The 18,659-nt window shown below is 58.3% G+C and carries 19 protein-coding genes; 12 read left to right on the forward strand and 7 right to left on the reverse strand.

Translation table 11 applies throughout. The features are described 5' to 3' along the window. The 3 genes from kdpC (at position 1) to GHN86_RS00545 (ending at position 4,158) form a co-directional block, all read left to right on the forward strand. Entirely contained in the window at positions 1-558 is a 558-nt protein-coding gene (gene kdpC, locus GHN86_RS00535) for a potassium-transporting ATPase subunit KdpC (RefSeq protein WP_153377207.1), read from the forward strand. A gap of 207 nt (positions 559-765) precedes the next feature. Then, on the forward strand, positions 766-3,432 hold the full coding sequence (locus GHN86_RS00540; protein ID WP_153377208.1) for a sensor histidine kinase: 2,667 nt from the start codon (positions 766-768) through the stop codon (positions 3,430-3,432). A 36-nt stretch (positions 3,433-3,468) separates the two neighbouring features. Beyond that, positions 3,469-4,158, forward strand: coding sequence for a response regulator (locus tag GHN86_RS00545; RefSeq protein WP_153377209.1), 690 nt, complete (start codon positions 3,469-3,471; stop codon positions 4,156-4,158). On the opposite strand, the gene GHN86_RS00550 is transcribed toward GHN86_RS00545, so the two are convergent. Continuing rightward, positions 4,155-5,192: a patatin-like phospholipase family protein gene (locus GHN86_RS00550; protein WP_153377210.1), complete on the reverse strand. Its 1,038-nt coding sequence runs from the start codon at positions 5,190-5,192 to the stop codon at positions 4,155-4,157. The two genes, GHN86_RS00545 and GHN86_RS00550, sit on opposite strands and share 4 nt — an antisense overlap. A gap of 162 nt (positions 5,193-5,354) precedes the next feature. Between GHN86_RS00550 and GHN86_RS00555 the strand changes: the two genes are divergently transcribed. The 3 genes from GHN86_RS00555 (at position 5,355) to GHN86_RS00565 (ending at position 7,323) form a co-directional block, all read left to right on the forward strand. Next, positions 5,355-5,636 carry a hypothetical protein gene (locus tag GHN86_RS00555; protein WP_153385952.1) on the forward strand — a complete coding sequence of 94 codons (282 nt, stop codon included), beginning with the start codon at positions 5,355-5,357 and terminating at the stop codon, positions 5,634-5,636. A 28-nt stretch (positions 5,637-5,664) separates the two neighbouring features. Beyond that, positions 5,665-6,429, forward strand: coding sequence for a CHAD domain-containing protein (locus GHN86_RS00560; RefSeq protein WP_153377212.1), 765 nt, complete (start codon positions 5,665-5,667; stop codon positions 6,427-6,429). Positions 6,430-6,525: 96 nt separating this feature from the next. Then, positions 6,526-7,323, forward strand: coding sequence for an acyl-CoA thioesterase (locus GHN86_RS00565; protein WP_153377213.1), 798 nt, complete (start codon positions 6,526-6,528; stop codon positions 7,321-7,323). On the opposite strand, the gene GHN86_RS00570 is transcribed toward GHN86_RS00565, so the two are convergent. The 3 genes from GHN86_RS00570 to GHN86_RS00580 form a co-directional block, all read right to left on the reverse strand. Next, a complete protein-coding gene (locus tag GHN86_RS00570; RefSeq protein ID WP_153377214.1) occupies positions 7,324-7,590 on the reverse strand; it encodes a terminase in 267 nt (88 codons plus the stop codon). A 118-nt stretch (positions 7,591-7,708) separates the two neighbouring features. Then, on the reverse strand, positions 7,709-9,103 hold the full coding sequence (locus GHN86_RS00575) for a methyl-accepting chemotaxis protein (protein WP_153377215.1): 1,395 nt from the start codon (positions 9,101-9,103) through the stop codon (positions 7,709-7,711). 133 nt (positions 9,104-9,236) lie between these two features. Next, complete coding sequence (locus GHN86_RS00580; RefSeq protein ID WP_153385954.1) at positions 9,237-10,058, reverse strand: TatD family hydrolase; 822 nt, start codon at positions 10,056-10,058, stop codon at positions 9,237-9,239. Positions 10,059-10,294: 236 nt separating this feature from the next. On the opposite strand from GHN86_RS00580, the gene GHN86_RS00585 reads away from it, so the two are divergent. The 3 genes from GHN86_RS00585 (at position 10,295) to GHN86_RS00595 (ending at position 12,804) form a co-directional block, all read left to right on the forward strand. After that, on the forward strand, positions 10,295-11,713 hold the full coding sequence (locus GHN86_RS00585; protein WP_153385956.1) for a transglycosylase SLT domain-containing protein: 1,419 nt from the start codon (positions 10,295-10,297) through the stop codon (positions 11,711-11,713). 101 nt (positions 11,714-11,814) lie between these two features. Further along, positions 11,815-12,249: a DoxX family protein gene (locus GHN86_RS00590; RefSeq protein ID WP_153377218.1), complete on the forward strand. Its 435-nt coding sequence runs from the start codon at positions 11,815-11,817 to the stop codon at positions 12,247-12,249. A 246-nt stretch (positions 12,250-12,495) separates the two neighbouring features. After that, the gene (locus GHN86_RS00595) at positions 12,496-12,804 is read left to right on the forward strand and encodes a class I SAM-dependent methyltransferase (protein ID WP_153377219.1); all 309 of its coding nucleotides are present in this window, start codon (positions 12,496-12,498) and stop codon (positions 12,802-12,804) included. Between the two features lie 5 nt (positions 12,805-12,809). Here GHN86_RS00595 and greB read toward each other — a convergent pair whose 3' ends face one another. The 3 genes from greB to GHN86_RS00610 are packed head-to-tail and all read right to left on the reverse strand — an operon-like array spanning position 12,810 to position 16,529. Next, a complete protein-coding gene (gene greB, locus GHN86_RS00600) occupies positions 12,810-13,307 on the reverse strand; it encodes a transcription elongation factor GreB (RefSeq protein WP_153377220.1) in 498 nt (165 codons plus the stop codon). Between the two features lie 34 nt (positions 13,308-13,341). Then, a complete protein-coding gene (locus GHN86_RS00605) occupies positions 13,342-15,846 on the reverse strand; it encodes an ABC transporter permease (protein WP_153377221.1) in 2,505 nt (834 codons plus the stop codon). After that, positions 15,846-16,529, reverse strand: coding sequence for an ABC transporter ATP-binding protein (locus GHN86_RS00610; protein WP_153377222.1), 684 nt, complete (start codon positions 16,527-16,529; stop codon positions 15,846-15,848). Before GHN86_RS00610 ends, GHN86_RS00605 begins: the two co-directional genes overlap by 1 nt. 10 nt (positions 16,530-16,539) lie before the next feature. Between GHN86_RS00610 and GHN86_RS00615 the strand changes: the two genes are divergently transcribed. The 3 genes from GHN86_RS00615 to GHN86_RS00625 all read left to right on the forward strand — a co-directional run bounded on the left by GHN86_RS00615 (position 16,540) and on the right by GHN86_RS00625 (position 18,606). After that, a complete protein-coding gene (locus tag GHN86_RS00615; RefSeq protein WP_153377223.1) occupies positions 16,540-17,145 on the forward strand; it encodes an arylesterase in 606 nt (201 codons plus the stop codon). 58 nt (positions 17,146-17,203) lie between these two features. After that, positions 17,204-17,497: a hypothetical protein gene (locus GHN86_RS00620; protein ID WP_003446817.1), complete on the forward strand. Its 294-nt coding sequence runs from the start codon at positions 17,204-17,206 to the stop codon at positions 17,495-17,497. Between the two features lie 95 nt (positions 17,498-17,592). Beyond that, on the forward strand, positions 17,593-18,606 hold the full coding sequence (locus GHN86_RS00625) for a L,D-transpeptidase family protein (protein WP_153385958.1): 1,014 nt from the start codon (positions 17,593-17,595) through the stop codon (positions 18,604-18,606). Positions 18,607-18,659 lie beyond the last annotated feature (53 nt).

The following is an 18,659-nucleotide window of genomic DNA, read 5'->3' on the forward strand; positions in this document are numbered from 1 at the left end:
ATGACTTCATTATTACGTCCGGCCCTGAGCCTGATGCTGTTGATGACCGCCATTACCGGGGTGGTGTACCCGCTGGCCGTCACCGGGATTGCCCAGTTGGCCTTCCCCGAGCAGGCCAATGGCAGCCTGATCTATGGCCGCGAGGGTCAGGTGCAAGGTTCGGCCCTGATAGCGCAAGATTTCAGCGGTGATACCTGGTTCCACCCTCGGCCGTCTGCGGGAGCGTTTGCCACCGTCGCGAGTGCGGCCAGTAACCTTGCGCCCAGCAATCCGGCGCTGGCGAAACGGGTCAAGGCCAGTGCCAGCGAGTTGGCGGTTGCCGGTCAGGGGCCTGTGCCACTGGCACTGTTGACCACCTCGGGCAGCGGGCTTGATCCGCACTTGCCACCAGAGGCCATTCGCTATCAACTGGCCCGCGTTGCGGCGGCACGGGGCGTGTCTGAGAAGACAGTCGAACAACTCGTGACGCAGCATATCGAACAGCCGCTGGTAGGCCCGCCCGTGGTCAACGTATTGCTGCTTAATCAGGCGCTGGCACAGCTGAATGCGGGTCAATAAGGTGAGCGGAAATCTCGTAGCAGTTGACGAGTAGTACGAGGCTACGTCCGGCTGCGCAGCAGTCGTAAAACACTTAGCCTGGGCGTTTCAGATAAATCGCGCTGATGGAGCTTGCGACGATTGCATCGTCGAACGTAGCCTCGCACCACTCGTCAACTGCTACGGGGATAAGCGCTGCAACTACCTAAAAATAACGGGGCCAATCTCATGCCAAACACCACCCGCGCCGATGCGCTGTTAGCCGATTTACCCCGCGCGGGTCGTGGCCGACTCAAGGTGTTTCTCGGCGCGGCGCCTGGTGTGGGCAAAACCTACGCCATGCTGCAAGCCGCGCACACGCAATTGCGCCAAGGGGTAAAGCTGCTCGCCGGTGTAGTCGAAACCCACGGCCGGGCCGAAACCGAGGCGCTGCTCAACGGCTTGCCTCAACAGCCATTGTTGCGCTCCGAATACCGAGGGGTTCAGCTTGAAGAGATGGACCTCGACGGTTTGCTCAGCGCTCCAGTGCAGTTGGTGCTGGTGGACGAACTGGCCCACAGCAATGCCCCAGGCAGTCGGCACGCCAAGCGCTGGCAAGATGTTCAGGAGTTGTTGGCGGCGGGCATCGACGTCTACACCACGATCAATGTCCAGCATCTGGAAAGCCTGAACGATCAGGTGCGGGGCATTACCGGGGTGCAGGTGCGCGAGACCGTGCCGGACTGGATCGTGCAGGAAGCCTACGAGTTGTTGCTGATCGACCTGCCACCCCGTGAGCTGCTTGAACGCTTGCGCGAAGGCAAGGTGTACGTGCCGGAGCAGGCCCGGGCGGCTATTGATGCTTTTTTTTCCCAGACCAATCTCAATGCCCTGCGCGAACTGGCCATGCAGACAGCCGCCGTGTACGTCGACGATGAGCTGGACAAAGGCTATCGCCAGCTCGGTCAGAGTGCCCCGGCGTTACGTGGCCGGTTAGTGGTCGGCATTGACGGTGACGAGCAGGCCGAGCGTCTGGTGCGCCATGCCAGTCGCGTGGCTGAACGTCGGCACTTGCCCTGGAGTCTGGTGCACGTGGATAACGGTCGCCCGCGCGACGAACAATCGCGGTTGCGCCTGCAAAGTGCCCAGCTATTGGCTGAGCGCCTGGGCGGTGAAGTGGTGTTGTTGCGTGCTGGCGAAGTGGCCAAAACCTTGATTCAGCACGCCCGAGAACGGCGCGCCAATTTATTGTTGGTGGGCCAGTCGCGTTTGCGCTGGCACCGCCGCCTGCTGGGAGGAGGGCTGGCAGCGCGATTATTGCGTGACGCTCATGGGTTGGAAATCAACGTGCTCGACCATGAGCAAACGAGCGCACCTGTCGCCCGCCCTGGCAATCACTCGGCCGGTTGGTTTGACTACGCACTGGCTGTGCTCGCCACCGGGTTAGCCAGCGCGTTGGCCTGGGGTGTGTCCAGCGTACTGGCGCTGCCTAATATCTCATTGGTGTTTCTCGCAGCGGTGTTATTGGTGGCGGTACGCAGCAGTCTGGGGCCTGCGCTGGTCTGCGCGGCGCTCTCATTTCTGGCCTATGACTTCCTGTTTATCCCGCCCAATTTTTCCTTCAGCATCCAGCGCGAAGAAGACGTGCTGACGTTGCTGTTTTTCCTGTTGATGGCGGCCCTCACCGGCAATCTTGCTGCTCGTCAGCGTCGACAGCTGCAGGCGCTGCGCGAAACCCAGGAAGAGACTACGCAACTGCTCGACTTGTCACGCAAACTCACGGCCGCGACTGACCGTAAAGCGGTCATCAGCGCAGCGGCCCAGCATTTCAGTGACTGGAAGGACGTCGAGATGTGCCTGCTTAACCGCGATGGCGCGCAAGGTTGGCTGATAGAAACCGGCGGCCCGGTGTCATTCACTGAAGCTGAACGCGCTGCCGCCGACTGGGCCTGGAACCATGATCAGCCCGCGGGGCAGGGAACGGACACCTTGCCGATCAGCCATTGGTGGTGGTTGCCCTTGACGGTGGAGGATGGCCCGCTGGCATTACTGGGCGTGCGTAGCCGCGCCAGCCAGCCGCTTAGCGGGCAACGTCGGCGTTTGTTGATGGCGCTCAGCCAGCCGCTGGCTCAAGCGTTGGCACGTGCACGTTTGGCCCACGACCTGGAAGCGGCACGCTTGCACGGTGAAACCGAACAATTGCGCAGCGCCCTGCTGGCGTCCGTCTCCCATGACTTGCGCACGCCTTTGACCACTATGCGCGGCAGTATCGATACGTTGTTGGCGCTGGGTGAGGCAATCCCTTTGCAGGACCGGCGTGAGTTGCTTGAAGGCACCCGCGATGAAGCTGAGCGTCTTGATCGCTATATCCAAAACCTGTTGGACATGACTCGCTTGGGTCATGGCGCGCTCAAACTGGCCCGCGACTGGGTGGCCCCGGCGGATATAGTCGCCAGCGCCTTGAACCGCTTGCGCGCCGTGCTGGCGCCTTTGCAGGTGCAGATCGACGTGCCGGGGCAATTGCCGTTGTTGCATATCCACGCAGCCTTGATCGAGCAAGCGTTGATCAATGTGCTGGAAAATGCAGCGCGCTTTTCACCGCCTCAGGGTCGATTGGCTTTGCAGGCAGGCGCGGATGAGCGTGAGCTGTGGTTCGCCGTCAGTGATCAGGGGCCGGGCATTCCAGAGGCTGAACGGGCACAGATTTTCGACATGTTCTACACCGCCGCCCGAGGTGACCGCGGCGGCCAAGGCACCGGGCTGGGGCTGGCGATTTGTCAGGGGATGGTCGGTGCTCACGGCGGCCGCATTACGGTCGCTGAGGGGATCGACGGTATGGGCACCTGTATCAGCCTTTTTTTGCCATTACCCGAGCAGCCAGCGCCAGGCACTGAAGAGCTGGAACATGAAGACTGATATTCTTTGGCCATTGTTTTCCCACGATGAGCAGCCATGAACCAGAACGCGACTATTTTGGTCATCGACGACGAGCCACAGATTCGGAAATTTCTGCGCATCAGCCTGGTTTCCCAAGGCTACAGCGTGCACGAAGCCGCCACGGGCGCAGAAGGTTTGAGTCAGGCTGCGTTAAAACAGCCGGATTTAGTGGTGCTGGATCTGGGCTTGCCCGACATGGACGGCCAGCAGGTGTTGCGCGAGTTTCGTGAGTGGTCGGGGGTACCCGTCCTGGTGCTTTCGGTACGAGCCAGCGAAGCGCAAAAGGTCGAAGCGCTGGACAGCGGGGCCAATGATTACGTCACCAAGCCGTTCGGGATTCAAGAGTTTCTGGCGCGGATACGTGCGTTGTTACGTCACGTACCCGCAGGCGAAACCCTCGATGCGGCCCTTTCGCTCGGACCGCTGACCATTGATTTTGCCTTTCGCCGAGTGCAGCTCAACGGAGTCGAGGTTGCACTGACACGCAAGGAATACGCCGTGTTGGCGCAACTGGCACGGCACCCGGGCCGTGTCATTACTCAACAGCAATTGCTAAAGGATATCTGGGGGCCGAGTCATACCGAGAACAGCCATTACCTGCGCATTGTGGTCGGTCACTTGCGACAAAAGCTCGCGGACGACCCCACCCGGCCGCGCTTTATTGCCACTGAGGCAGGGGTGGGTTATCGACTCCTTGAAATTTAATGATCCTGACTTTCGTACCGGTCCAGCGTGTCCTTGGCAATTTGCCGGCCCAGCTCGATCAATTCGGGGGCCTTATAAAACTCGAAAAAGCGGCACACCTTCTTGGGCACATTGATCAGAATGTCGGGCGGGTAACCGGCGATCTTGTACTGCGCCAACGAGGTTTGCATCACTTCAAAGCTTTGGTTAATCAAATCCACCAAAGAGGCTGGGCCTACCGTATCAATCACCACTGAGCCATCTGCCGAGTGGGGCGTCGCCGGGTCAGCCGGTTTGGATTTTGGGTAGGCAGACTCAAGCCAGGGGTCGCGGGGTGTTTGCGCAAGCGGCTCGATGACGGGCTTGAGCATTTCGCGTTCCAGGTTGAGTAGTTCCTCGGCGTGCCGGGTGCGAAACGGCATGCGCGAACCCAGCGAGCTCATCAAGTTATCAAAACGCCCTTTGAAACTTGCAGGGCGTGCAATCACGGGCAGTTGGTAACTGCTTTGAATTGTTGAGTTCAGGTTGACCGCGACGATCAGGTCGCAATGGCTGGAAACGACTGCCACGATGGGCAGCGGATTGAGCAGGCCGCCGTCTACCAGCATGCGATTGCCTTGCACCACAGGGGTGAACAGGCTCGGGATGGCTGCCGAAGCACGCATGGCCTGATGCAGGCAGCCTTGTTGAAACCAGACTTCCTGTTGATGCGTCAGGTCGGTGGCAATGGCGGTATAAGGAATACGCAGGTCTTCGATATTCATCGGGCCGACGATGTTACGGATATGCCCGAAGACTTTTTCACCGCGGATGGCCCCCAGCCGAAAGCTCACATCGACCAGCCGCAATATGTCGAGGTAATCCAGGTTTTGAATCCAGTTGCGGTATTCGTCAAGCTTGCCGGCGGCGTAAATGCCGCCGACGACCGCGCCCATCGAGCAGCCAGCGATGCAGGCGATGTCGTAACCGCGCCGCTCCAGTTCTTCAATAACACCGATGTGGGCGTAGCCTCGTGCACCGCCGGAACCTAATACCAATGCAATACGCTTTTTCATGACTCGATCCTTCGACTGGCAGGTGTGCATTGCCTGTTAATGAAGTGTAGCGACAGCTCAAACCGTTTCACTGGGCTAGGCTTCAGAATCAGTGAGCAGGGCACTTTTAGGTCTTTTTTTCGTCTTAACTTGCACTGTTTGTTTATTTTTGAGGAAAACCCCATGAAAGCCTGGATGTGTGTGCCGTTGATTGCGTTGGCTCTGGCAGGATGTGCTGGCAATAAATCCGCTTACCGAGACAGCTGTGCCACTCAGCTGGACGCTGCCTGGCATGAGCTTGATCTGGCCAAGGCCGAAGGGTTTGCGGGCACTGTGAGTTATTCCAAAGCGCTGTCTTTACTGACCGCAGCTAAAACACAGCAACAATTTGAAGCGTTTGAAGGGTGCACCATCAAATCAGAAAAAGCGCGTTTTTACATCAAAGAGTCCCGTGCCGGGCGTTGAACCCGTAGCGTGAAAGAGGAGGGGACGGATGGCTGAGTTGGCGGACCGGATCATCGAAAATATTGTGCGCCTGGAGGTCAAGTTATTGGCCAGTCAGGCGCGCCTGCAGGCCGAGACAGATCCTGAAGCGTTGCATGATTTACGCACCACTGTGCGTCGATTGCGCAGTTTGCTGCGACCTTTGCGCGGATTGCCGGGTGTGGTGCAACTGGAAATGGCCGCGTCACAGGTGGGCAGTTACACCACCCCCTGGCGTGACCTGGAAGTACTGGCGGCCTATCTGCAAGCGCACGACCAACCCTTGTTGGCGGCACGTCGACGCGAGCAACTGGCGGGTATTTACCCGGCGGTGGCCGAGAGCGTCCAACTGGCTCAATTATTGATGATTGTGGACGTGTTCCCTCGCTTTCTCCGCGCAGCTCAACGCGAAGGGATGTTGCGGGGGCTGCGCCAGCGCATCGAAAACGTGCTCGATAAGCAATGGAAGACCCTGGAAAAAGCGCTGAATGACCCCGGTCATGATCGTCATCGCGTGCGCTTGTTAATCAAGCGCGTGCGCTACGGTGCCGAAGCCTACCCCCAACTCAACGATTTGTCCGCGCTGGTGCTGCGCCGTTTGAAGGAGGCGCAACAGGCGTTGGGTGAGTGGCATGACGCCTGGCAATGGCTGGTTCAGGCCGAGCAACAGGCTGATTTGCAGCCCTGTGTGGAGCAATGGCGCGCGGCGTTGGTGCGTGGTGAGAAACGCGCAGATCGGGCACTGGTCAAGCTCAGTGCGGCCTGCTTTCAATAATCGGCAAGTAGCCCGGAATTTGGCGCATTCAAGGCCTGTACACGGGATAAGCCCTGCGTAGTATTGCCCGGTGTTTTATCCACTTGTGAGGTGCTCATGGAATTTTCAGCATTGGTCGCTGCGGTGCGTAACGACCCGACGGCGGTGACCGTTCCGGCAGATTGGGGGCAGGGGCGTGCAACCTTTGGCGGTCTGATGGTGGCTCTGCAATATGAAGCCATGCGCGCGCAAGTCCCGGCAGAACGAACATTGCGTTCCTTGTCAGTGAGTTTCGTCGGGCCGGCGGAACCGGGTGTGTCGATCAGTTTTGAGGTCGAGATACTGCGCGAAGGTAAGGCCGTCAGTCAGGTGCTGGGGCGGGCCATGCAAAATGGCCAGGTGGTGACGCTGGTTCAAGGCAGTTTCGGCGCCGCGCGTGAGTCTATGGTCAGCATCGACAGTGTGCCCGGGCCTGAAATGAAAGCTCGCGCTGACTGTCCGCTATTACCCTATATCAAGGGCATCACCCCGGAGTTCATGCGTCATGTATCGATGGCGTGGGCGGTGGGGGCACTGCCGTTCAGCGGCCGTGGCACGCGTGAAATGGGAGGCTGGGTGCGCCTTGCTGGGGATCTGCAGGATGAGCCTTTGACCGAAACCCATCTGCTGGCGCTGGTTGATGCCTGGCCGCCCGCTTTGCTGTCGCTGCTCAATAAGCCGACGGCGGGCAGTACATTGACCTGGACCATTGAGTTTGTGCAGCCATTACCAAACGTCAGCACACTGGACTGGTGCAAATACTTGGCGGTGATCGAGCATGCCCGAGATGGCTACGGCCATGTGGCGGCTAATCTGTGGTCGCCCGCGGGTGAGCTGATTGCGATTAGCCGCCAGACCGTCACCGTTTTCGGTTAATCAGAACGTTTTGCTGCGCTGACGATCGTTGGCCTGTTCATCAAATTGGCGCCCTTGATACTGGATAGCCAAGCCAGCGATCAGCGCAACCAGTCCAATCACGGCACTGGTTGCAGTGTTGCTGAAGACGCCTGAAGCCAGCAGTAAAAAAGCCACGACCATGACCGGGATGGCGATCAGGTCAAGCGCTTGCAGCGAAGCACTGCGAGCGTTCACTGGGGCGGAGCGCCATTGCCAGGCAGGTTGGTCTGGATGTTGTTTGCCCATGATTGCTCTCCTTGGATTGTTCAAAGGTTCAGTCCTGGCTGAACCGGATAAACAAAGAATAGGACCGAGGGGCATCAACGGCGAATCAACAATGGCTATTGGCCTTATAGGCAGTTGTCTATAGCTTTAATTGGCCAATGGCGCGGTTCAATTCCCCGGCCAAGGTTGCCAGTTGGTTGCTGGTGGTGGCCGAGTCGAGGGTCTGCTGTACGGTGTTTTCGGTGACATCGCGAATGCTGACAACCGCCCGGTTCATCTCTTCGGCCACTTGGCTTTGCTGCTCGGCAGCGACCGCAATCTGCGTATTGCTTTCGCGCATCCGGGCCACGGCCTGAGTGATCTCGGCCAGTGCTGCACCCGCTTCCTGCGCTTGCTGCACGCAATCGTCTGCCTTGAACGAGCTTTCCTGCATAAAGTCCACCGCATCGCGTGTGCCTGACTGCAAGGCGGACACCATGAGCGTAATTTCATCGGTGGAGGCTTGTACACGCTTGGCCAGATTACGCACTTCATCCGCCACGACTGCAAAGCCTCTGCCCATCTCCCCAGCGCGAGCGGCCTCAATGGCGGCATTCAGCGCCAGCAGATTGGTTTGTTCGGCAATGCTGTGAATAACCCCGACCACGCTATTGATCTTCTGACTGTCCAGAGCGAGTTGTTGAATCATCTCGGCAGTGGTTTGTACTCCGCTGGATAAGCTGGCGATGGAGTGCTGCACCCGGCTCACCACCTGTTGGCCGCTGCCCGCTAACGTATCGGCGGTTTGTGAGAGGTCACGTGTGGCGCCCGCGTGTTGAGCAATGTGATAAACCGTGGCGGACATTTCATTGATGGCAGTCGCTGCCTGATCGGTCTCGCTCTGTTGTCCAAGCATGCCCTGACGCACCTCATCCATGCTGCTGGCCAGACGCGCCGCACCTGCATCCAACTGCGCGGCTGTCTCGGCGACCGTATTGACGACGCGCTGATAACCGGCCTGCATGGCGTTAAAGGCGCTGGCCATCTGTCCGACTTCATCGGTGCAAGCCAAAGGCACACGGGCCGATAAGTCGCCGGTTTGCTCGACATTCAGCATCACGTCCTTGAGCGTGTTGAGTTGGCTCAGCAGAAAACGGATGAGCAGTTGTGAGGCCCCGAGCATGGCAAGCATCAGCACCAGAACGGCCACTGCATAGTTGGGCAGGCGCTTCACAAAGACCTGTTTGAAGGTCGGCGCATCAGCCATGACCGCAAGGGTCTGGCCGTCGTCGCGGCTAACCCTGATGGCGCCCGGTGGTGTCGGCTGGCCGGGCTTTACGCGCAGGAGGCTGGAGCGCTCAGGCAATGGCTGACCGGCGGGCCAGGCAGTGAGCAATTGTGCGTGCTCTTTGGCGTTGGTCAACGCTGCGTCACGGCGCGCTTGCTGCTCGAGCTGAACCGCATACAGCACCAGCAGCAACGTAGTGACGAAGGCCACCGCATTGACGGCCCAGAATTTGTATTTGAGCGAGATGTTGCTAAGCCAGGTACCCATGGGAGGTCTTCTCTGTTTTACACGCACAATATTGGCAAGGTGCCATCATTGTGCCGGTATTCAAAGAGAGGCTCTTGATATGGGTCAAGGCTGTAAGGTGACTCGACGTTGTCGTAAGCGTTGCTGAAGGCTGCTACGCGACAGTTGAGTCAGCGATTACGGGCAATCCAAAGAACGCCCGGGCGCAAGCGGTGGTGTGGGCGGCCAGGTCTTCCTGATTTTCATCGCGGTGCAGAGCCACTTCGCGCAGCACTTCGGTCAAGTAAGCCGGTTCGTTGCGGCCATTTTTAGGCTTGGGCCGCAAGGTACGTGGCAGCAAATACGGTGCATCGCTTTCCAGCATCAAGCGACCACGGGGGATGTCGCGCACCAGCGGATGCAAGTGGGTGCCGCGTCGTTCGTCACAGATCCAGCCAGTGATGCCGATGTGCAAATCCAGATCCAGGTAACTGAACAGCGCGCGTTTTTCACCGGTAAAGCAATGCACCACGGCCGCAGGCAAGTGGTCGCGGTAATGACGCAGGATTTCCAGCAGGCGTTGGTTGGCGTCGCGCTCATGCAAAAACACCGGCAATTGCAAGTCAACGGCCATCGCCAAATGTTCTTCCAGTACTTTTTCCTGCTGTGCTCGCGGGGAGAAATCGCGGTTGAAGTCCAGCCCGCATTCGCCGACGGCGCGCACGTTGGGCTCTTTGAGCAGTGCCCGTAAACGTTGGGCGCTGTCGCCATTCCAGTCACTGGCCGAATGGGGGTGGATACCCGCCGTTGCAAACAGCCGCTGCGCGCTTTCATCCAGCTCCCAGCACAGATTCAAGGCCTGTTCACTGCCTTCAACACTGGTGCCTGTGAGCACCAATTGTGAGATGCCTGCCGCGTAAGCACGCTCTAAAACGGCTGCGTGTTTGCCGTCGAAGCTGGAGTTGGTCAGGTTGACGCCGATATCGATGAGTTGCATGGTGCTACCTCAGGCCAGAGGCCGGGAAGCATATCAGAGCTGTAGATTGATAAGAAAAACCAAGAACTACAGACAGTTATGGTTGTCTTTGAATGCCGCATCAACGTAACGCCAGGTTCGCAAAGACTGCCGCTGTACGTTTGCTTATTGTTTTCAGCGCTTTTTTAGTCCCAAAAGGATAACCGGTGGTCGGGTAAATCGATCCAGTGCTGAAGGCCATTCACTCCGGAGAACGGATGATTAGACCCACGCTATTGATTGCCTTGTGCCTCATGCTCTTGCCTGTATCGGCCATGGCGCGTCAGGCCGGTCCATCACAGGTCGGCAAACCCAGCCAGGCCCGTGATCTGGCGCAAATTCGCAACAGTAAAGTGCTGCGGGTGCTGGTCAATCAAAGCCGCAACAGTTCAGGTGAAGTACAGGGCCAGGACATTGGCGTTGAATACCATCGCTTGCGCGCTTTCGAACGTTATCTCAATGGTCATGCCCGTGATGGCCAGAAAATCACCCTCAAGATCATTCCCAAAGCCAAAGACCAATTGCTCGGAGCGCTGTCGCGTGGCGAAGGCGATGTGGTGGCCCCCGGCGAACTGTTCAACCTCAAACCCGGCCGTACAATCAGTGCCAGCGCTCCGATTGTTGATGATGTGCCTTTGCTGCTGGTGGGTGGCAAAGGGCAGCGCCGTTTCACCCGTCTGGAGCAGCTCTCAGGCCGTACAGTGGCCTTGACCACCGGCAGCGCGGCGGGTGCAGCGGTGAACGTAATCAATCAAAAGCTGGCCTTGCGCAAGTTGCCTGCGGTGAAGATCGAATGGGTCGACCCGACGCTGGCGGTGGAAGATGTGCTGGAGATGGTGCAAGCCGGCATTTTTCATCTGACCATCGTTGAAAAGCCCATTGCTGAGCGTTGGGCCACGCTGATGCCCAAGCTGCATTTCGATCGCAAGGTACTGATCAGTGAGCCCAGAGCCATGCGCTGGTACGTTCGGCGTGATGCTTCAATGTTACGGGCCAGTATTGATCGTTTTTTAGTCGGTTATAAAGCGCCGTCCAATCAGGATGTGGCGTTTGAGCGGGTGTATCGAAGGCTTTACCGCGTGCATAACCCGCTGGCCCGGGCCGACCGGCAGAAGCTTGAACAGTTGCGCCCGGTGCTGCAAAAACATGCCGGTCAGCAGGGCATGGACTGGCTCAATCTGGCCGCGCTGGCGTTCAAGGAATCAACCCTGAACTCCAATGCCAAAGGCGGCGGCGGAGCAACCGGGTTGTTGCAAATTACCCCATCAGCGGCCCAACGAGTGGGTGTCAATAACATTCAGAGCGTCGATAACAACGTTCAAGCGGGTGCCAAGTACCTGGCGATGATCCGGCGCAAGTTCTTTTCCAGCCCCAAGCTCAATGAGAGAGAGCGCATGGCCTTTGTGCTGGCGGCTTACAACATGGGCCCGGAACGGGTACAGGGGATGCGGGCCGAAGCGCGGCGACGCGGGTTAAATCCGAATCAGTGGTTCTTTCAAGTGGAGCGCATTGCAATGGAGCAGGTCGGCATGGGGCCGGTCAGCTACGTTAATAGTGTGAATAAATACTTTTTGGCTTTTGATCGAGTCCGTGGCTCGCTGGAGCCAGGAAAGCCGGCATTGGCCTCTCGCAAATAATCTAAAAAACTGATTGTTATGCTGGGTTTATTCGACTTTTAACATTATAAAAACTGATTAATATGGCGCCATTCCCACTTGAACACTTAAAGGACTCCACCATGAGCAAATTCATCCAGATCGTACTGAGCACGCGTGCAGGTTATGGGTTGACCGTTTTGCGAATTTTTGTAGGCATCATTTTCGCCGCTCACGGCTCGCAAAAGTTGTTCGGCTGGTTTGGTGGCGGGGGTCTGGCGGGTACGGCGCAATGGATGGAAAGCATAGGCCTGGCGCCGGGCACGTTAATGGCGCTGTTAGCGGGCGGCACTGAATTCTTTGGCGGGTTGGCCTTGATCATTGGGTTGCTGGCTCGCCCTGCCGCATTGGGCTTGACGTTCACGTTGCTGGTGGCGATCTTCTCGGTGCATATACATAACGGTTTGTTTATGGCCAACAACGGCTATGAGTTTGCCTTGGCCCTGTTGGGCGGCACGCTTGCCGTACTGATCGAAGGGGCCGGCAAGCTGTCGTTTGATCGGACCATCGCCCGGTAAACCTCAGCGCACACTCTGAAGACCCGTCTAGTAGATGGGTCTTTTTCGTTGTACGAGATTCTTGACAGCTGCAAGGGGGTTTATCTAGGATGTTTTCTTGCGCCGATTTAAACAGCTACTTGCGGGGCGCCAGAGGGTCACTAGACTTTCTAAGAGGTTTGCAGCAAACCTCGAAATACCGCTAAAGCGCTGGTTCGGTGTTGCCTCTCACCTGCCACGCAGAATCCTGAGGCGGAGAACCGAAACATGAGTCAACCACGTCCCGTTGCAAGCCCGGCACCTGTCACTGCCAACTCGGACCTGCGCAATCCAAAAATCCTTCTGGGCGGTAAACATCAACCGACGTTGCTGCGTTGGCTGGATGGCTGGCCGCGTCGCAAGGGTCGGGCTTCGGCTTTCTTGATTCAGTTCGTTGAAGAGGGTGATCAGCTGACCCGATTTGCCAGCGACAGTTTTGATCTTGCGGTGGTTCAATCCCCGCGCGCCGAGGATGCCGAGGCGGTTATCCGCAACTTGATCAGGGTGTCGCGCCAAGGCTTGATTGCCTTGCGCTAGTGCCGTCAGGGGTACTCAATCGCAACGATATACACCCATTGCTCACCTGTGGGTGTTTGCACTCTGACTTCAGCATCCAGCGATTTCCCGATCAAGGCCCGCGCCAACGGGGAATCGATGCTGATGAGCCCCAGCTTGAGGTCAAGCTCATCCGGGCCGACGATACGGTAGCGTGCCTGTTTACCGTTTTCGTCCTCAATCGTGACCCATGCGCCGAAATACACCTTGTTTGGATCGCTGGGCTTTTCGCTGACAACCTTCAGACTCTCGAGACGTTTAGTTAAAAAACGCACGCGGCTGTCAATTTCCCGCAGCATTTTCTTGCCGTAGGTGTATTCGGCGTTTTCCGAACGATCCCCTTGAGCCGCGGCCTCACTGACCGACTGGGTCACTTGCGGCCTGCGCACATGCCACAACTCATGCAGTTCGGCGCGCATCCGCGCTTCACCTTCGGGGGTGATTAGCGCGGTGCCAGCAGGGCGGGGAGGGCGATAGCGGCTCATGGGCAATCCGTTGGCAGAGAAGGCCGCGAGTCTATCAGCCCTCGCGCAAGACTGTCAGCGGGCTGGCATTGAGCGCTCTGCGGGTGCCAAATACGCCAGCAGCCCCCACCATCAGCGCACCCACTAGCGGCAACAACAGCAGCCAAGGGTGTGGATGCCACGGCAAGTCGAAGGCAAACCGGTAAAGCACCAGACTCACCAGTTCGGTGCCCAAAGCTGCCAACAAACCGCTGGTTGCGCCCAGCAGGCCGAATTCGATGCGCCGGGCCTTGACCAGCAGCTGTCGTTCGGCGCCCAACGCGCGCAATAGAGCGCCCTGGCGAATACGTTCGTCCAGTGTCGATTGCAGGCCGGAAAACAACACCGCGAGCCCGGCAGCCAATACGAACAGCAACACGTATTCAATCGCGATGGTCACTTGCGCCAAAATACTGCGCAACTGTGCGAGCAGCGCTTCGATGGGCAGAATGGTCACTGCCGGGAAGCTGCGTGACAACTCGATGATTTCCTTGTCATGCCCCGGCGCCAGATAAAAGCTGGTGAGGTAAGTGGTGGGCAGGTCCTGTAGGGTTCCCGGCTGGAAAATCATGAAGAAGTTTGGCTGGAAGTTGTCCCAGTTGATGGTGCGCAAACTGGTGACTTGCGCCTCGCGATTGACCCCGCCAACGGTAAAGGTCAGGTGGTCGCCCACCTTCAGTTTCAGGCTCTCGGCGACTTTGGCTTCGACCGAGACGCCGGGAATATCCCCTTCAGGCTGAGCACTCCACCATGCACCCTCTGTCAGTTTATTGCCCTCGGGCAACTGGGCGGCCCACGTCAGACTCAGGTCGCGCTGGATGGCTTTGTCGCCACTGGAGTCTTTAGTGACGATCTCTTGCACCGGCTCGCCATTGATGCTGACCAACCGTCCGGGAACCACTGGATAAAGCGGCGCTGCCTGAGCTTGAAGTTCATGCAGGCGAGCGCCGAAGGCGTCTTTGTCAGCCGGCAAAATGTTCAGGGCGAAATAGTTGGGCGCGTCTTTGGGCAACTGGTTTTGCCAGGTGTCCAGCAGTTCACCGCGCAGCAAAGCGATTAGCGCCATCGACAGCAGGATCAGGCCAAAAGCCAGCGATTGGCCCGCCGCTGCCAGCGGCTGACGCAGTAACTGGCCCAAGCCCAGTCGCCACGCCAAACTGGCCCGCGCCATTAATCGGCGCAGGCTTTGCAAGCCCAGTAATAACAAGCCGCCGAGCACCAATGCGGCAATTACACCGCCGCCGAGCAGGGCGAAGGTCAGGACCAGATCCAGACTCATGCGCCACATGATCAGGCCGAGGGCCAGCAAGGCCGCCCCGTATACGGTCCAGGTGCTGGCCGGAACAGGGAGCATGTCGCGGCGCAAGACCCTCAAAGGCGGCACGCGCCCCAGTGCAGCCAGCGGAGGCAACGCGAAGCCGGCCAAGGCGACGAGTCCCGTGGCCATACCTGCGATGGCTGGCATGAGGCCGCCTGGTGGCACATCCGAAGGCAGCAAATTATGCAGGATGGCAAACAATCCGAGCTGCGCAATCCAACCCAGCAAGGCTCCGGCGATGCTGGCCAGCAACCCCAGTACCGCCAGTTGCAAGGTGAATAGCCACAAGGTTTCGCGGCGCGACAGGCCCAGGCAACGCAGGAGGGCGCTGGCGTCGAAACGTCGATTGGCAAATCGGGTTGCCGACAATGCCACGGCCACGCCTGCCAACAGCACGGCGACCAGACTGGCCATATTCAAATAACGCTCAGCCTTGCCGAGTGCGCCCCCGATTTGCTGGTTGCCGTCGCGGCCATCGAGCAAGCGCTGATTAGGATCAAGACCGGGTTTGAGTGTTTGCCGATAGGACTCAAGGGCGGGCGCTTCACCCCGCCACAGTTCACGAAACGTCACTCGGCTGCCGGGCTGAACGATGCCTGTGGCAGCCAGATCGTCAAGATTGATCAGGACACGTGGGGTGAGGCTGTAAATATTGCCGGCACGGTCGGGCTCATAGGTGAGTACGCGAGTGATGCGCACGGTTTTGGAGCCAACGTCGATCTCATCACCGACTTTCAGATCCAGTGCTGTGAGCAATCGTGATTCCGCCCAGGCTTCCCCGGGTTTAGGGCCGCCCCCGGGTTGCTCTTGGGCGTAAGGCTGAGCTGCGCTTTTCAGCTCTCCACGCAAAGGGTACGCATCATCGGCGGCTTTGATGCTGGACAATTGAATGCCGTTGTCAGTGGCAATAACGCTGGAAAACTCGACAACGCGCGCGTGTTGCAAACCCAGATCCAGGCCTGTGCGCACTTGTTCCGCGCGGGCCGGGGTGCTGCCATCCAGCACCAGATCAGCCCCCAGAAATTCGGTGGCACGCAACAGCATCGCGCCATTGAGTCGCGCACCGAAGTAGCCGATGGCCGTGCTGGCAGCAACGGCCACCAGCAGGGCGAAGAACAGCACCCGCAACTCTCCGGCGCGGGCGTCGCGCACCAGTTGGCGCAGCGCGAGGCTGAACAGACGCAACAGCGGAAGGCGTGCCATCAGGGCTCCAGAGGGCCGACCAGATGGCCGGCTTCAAGGCGGATCAGTCGCCGGCAACGGTGCGCCAGGCGTTCGTCATGGGTCACCAGCACCAGGGTGGTGCCACGTTCCTTGTTCAGTTGAAAGAGCAAATCAGTAATGCGTTCACCGGTATGGCTGTCCAGATTGCCGGTGGGTTCATCGGCAAACAGCACGTCCGGGTTGGCCGCGAATGCGCGGGCGATAGCCACGCGTTGCTGCTCGCCGCCGGACAGTTGGCGCGGTGAGTGACTCAAACGCTGGCCAAGACCGACCCGTTCCAGCAGGTGCCGGGCATGAGCGCGGGCATCTTTGCGGCCGTCAAGCTCCAGCGGCAGCATGACGTTTTCCAGCGCATTGAGGCTGTCGAGCAATTGGAAGGACTGGAATACAAAGCCGACATGCTCGGCGCGGACCCGTGCTCGCTGGTCTTCATCGAGCGTGCTCAAGGCGCGTCCGGCCAGGATGACTTCGCCTTCACTGGGCAGGTCCAGGCCTGCCAGTAAACCCAGCAATGTGGATTTCCCCGACCCCGATGCACCAACAATCGCCAGACTGTCGCCCTTGTTCAGCGCTAGGCTCAAAGGGTGAAGGATGGTTAACTCGCCTTCCGCGCTGGGAACCACTTTGCTAAGGTTCTGCGCGGTGAGAATACGTTCGCCTATGGAGAATCCAATGCGTGTGTGGTTTTTAAGTGCTGCTCTGACCCTGATGTGTATAGCTCAGTCTGCAACGGCGGGAACACTATTGATCGTCGGCGATAGTATCAGCGCGGGTTTCGGCCTGGATACCCGTCTGGGGTGGGTGTCTTTGCTGGAACAGCGTCTCAAGCAGCAGGGTTACGACGACAAAGTGGTTAATGCATCCATCAGCGGCGACACCAGTGCTGGCGGGTTGGCGCGACTGCCTGCACTGCTTGCAGCCCATAAACCCGATGTTGTGATTGTAGAGCTGGGCGGTAATGACGGCTTGCGGGGGCAGCCACCGGCGCAATTGAAACAAAATCTTGCGAGCATGATTGACCAGTCTCTCGCTGCCGGGGCCAAAGTGTTGCTGCTGGGGATGCAGATACCGCCCAATTATGGTGTTCGTTACACCACAGCGTTTGCCAAGGTGTACAGCGATCTGGCTGAAGAAAAGAAGCTTGCGCTGGTGCCGTTTTTCCTTGAAGGCATTGGGGGGCATCCCGATTTGATGCAGGCAGATGGCGTGCATCCAGCAGTCTCGGCGCAGGAGAAGCTGCTGAATAATGTATGGCCGGTGCTAAAACCCCTGCTTTGATGCTTCTCTAGTGGCAGTGTTTCGGCTAATGTGGCGCCCCCCCGATTTGGAGCCCCTGATGTCGCGTCCTGCCTGGTCTTTATATGCCTATCAACTGATCGAGCCTGACGAACAGCTCGATCTGTTCGCCTGCCAGGAAGTCCGGGTGCATCTGGTCACGCGCCAACTTGAGCTGGGCGGCACCATCGATCGCACGTTATGCGGCTCTCTGTTGCCTGCTCAGCCGCGCTGGTCGGATGTCACGCGTAAGGTTTTCCAGGACCACCGGCTGTGTCCATTGTGCCGGGCAATCATTGAGTCCCAGCGTCGCGGTACGGAGCCTATCTGGCCGGAACTGCGCTTTGAACTATGATGTTACCTGACTGACGACTTAGCCGGCTCACGAACCCTGTGAGTGCGGTGTAAACTCCTTTTTTTATCCCCGTTGCTTTGCGAAGGATGTTCCGGATGTTGTCGCGCCTACCTGCGGTCACCCGCTACCTGTCAGTTGCCGCCCTCTGTATTGCCGGCCCCGTTTCTGCGCTTGAATTTCCGTTGCCGCCGCCCGGTGAAGATGTCGTCGGCCAGGTGCAGGTGATCAAGGCTCAATATGAAGATTCCTTTGCCGATCTGGGCGAGAAGTATGAGTTGGGCTACTCGGAAATGATTGCCGCCAATCCTGGGGTGGATGCCTGGCTGCCGGTTAAACGCAAAGGCGAAGAGACCGACGTGGTGCTGCCGACCCAGTTTGTTTTGCCGCCGGGCAAGCGCGAAGGCATCGTGATCAATCTGGCCGAGTACCGTTTGTACTACTTCCCGAAAGACCGGGATGTGGTTTACACCTTTCCACTAGGGATCGGTCGTGAAGGTTGGGGATCTCCAGTAGGCACCACGAAAATCACGGCCAAAACCCCCAATCCGACCTGGACACCCCCTGCATCGATCAAGGCCGAACATGCCGCACATGGCGACCCCTTGCCGAACGTCGTCCCGGCTGGCCCGGATAACCCCTTGGGGCCTTTTAAATTCACCTTGGGCATGCCCGGCTACCTGATTCACGGTTCCAATGCCAAATTCGGCATTGGTACGGGCACCAGCCACGGCTGTTTCCGCATGTTCAACCAGAATGTGCTGCAAATGGCGAGTATGGTGCCGGTCGGTACGCCGGTAAGAATCATAAACGAGCCTTACAAGATCGGTGTCAGCGGTGGCAAGGTCTACCTTGAGCTGCATCAACCCTTGAACGTGAGCGATGGTTCTCTGGTTGCCGTAGGGGCGCCGTCGGCAGCTTCAATCGAAGAGCTCAACGAACGCTATAACGCAGTGATGAATGCGGTGCTTAAGCGCCCCGAATTGAAAGATACTATTCAGATTGACCGGGACAAGGCGTGGGAGGTTGTTCGCGCCGAAACGGGAGTACCTACCGAAGTGGGTTTTGATATCTCGGCACCCGTGGAACAGTCATTGGATTACATACCCTGATTTGAGGGTTAAAAAAACCGCCATGGCGTAAGCCCTGGCGGTTTTTTATTGCC

The sequence above is a fragment of the Pseudomonas helleri genome (assembly GCF_009600315.1).
Classification (GTDB): Bacteria; Pseudomonadota; Gammaproteobacteria; order Pseudomonadales; family Pseudomonadaceae; genus Aquipseudomonas; species Aquipseudomonas helleri_A.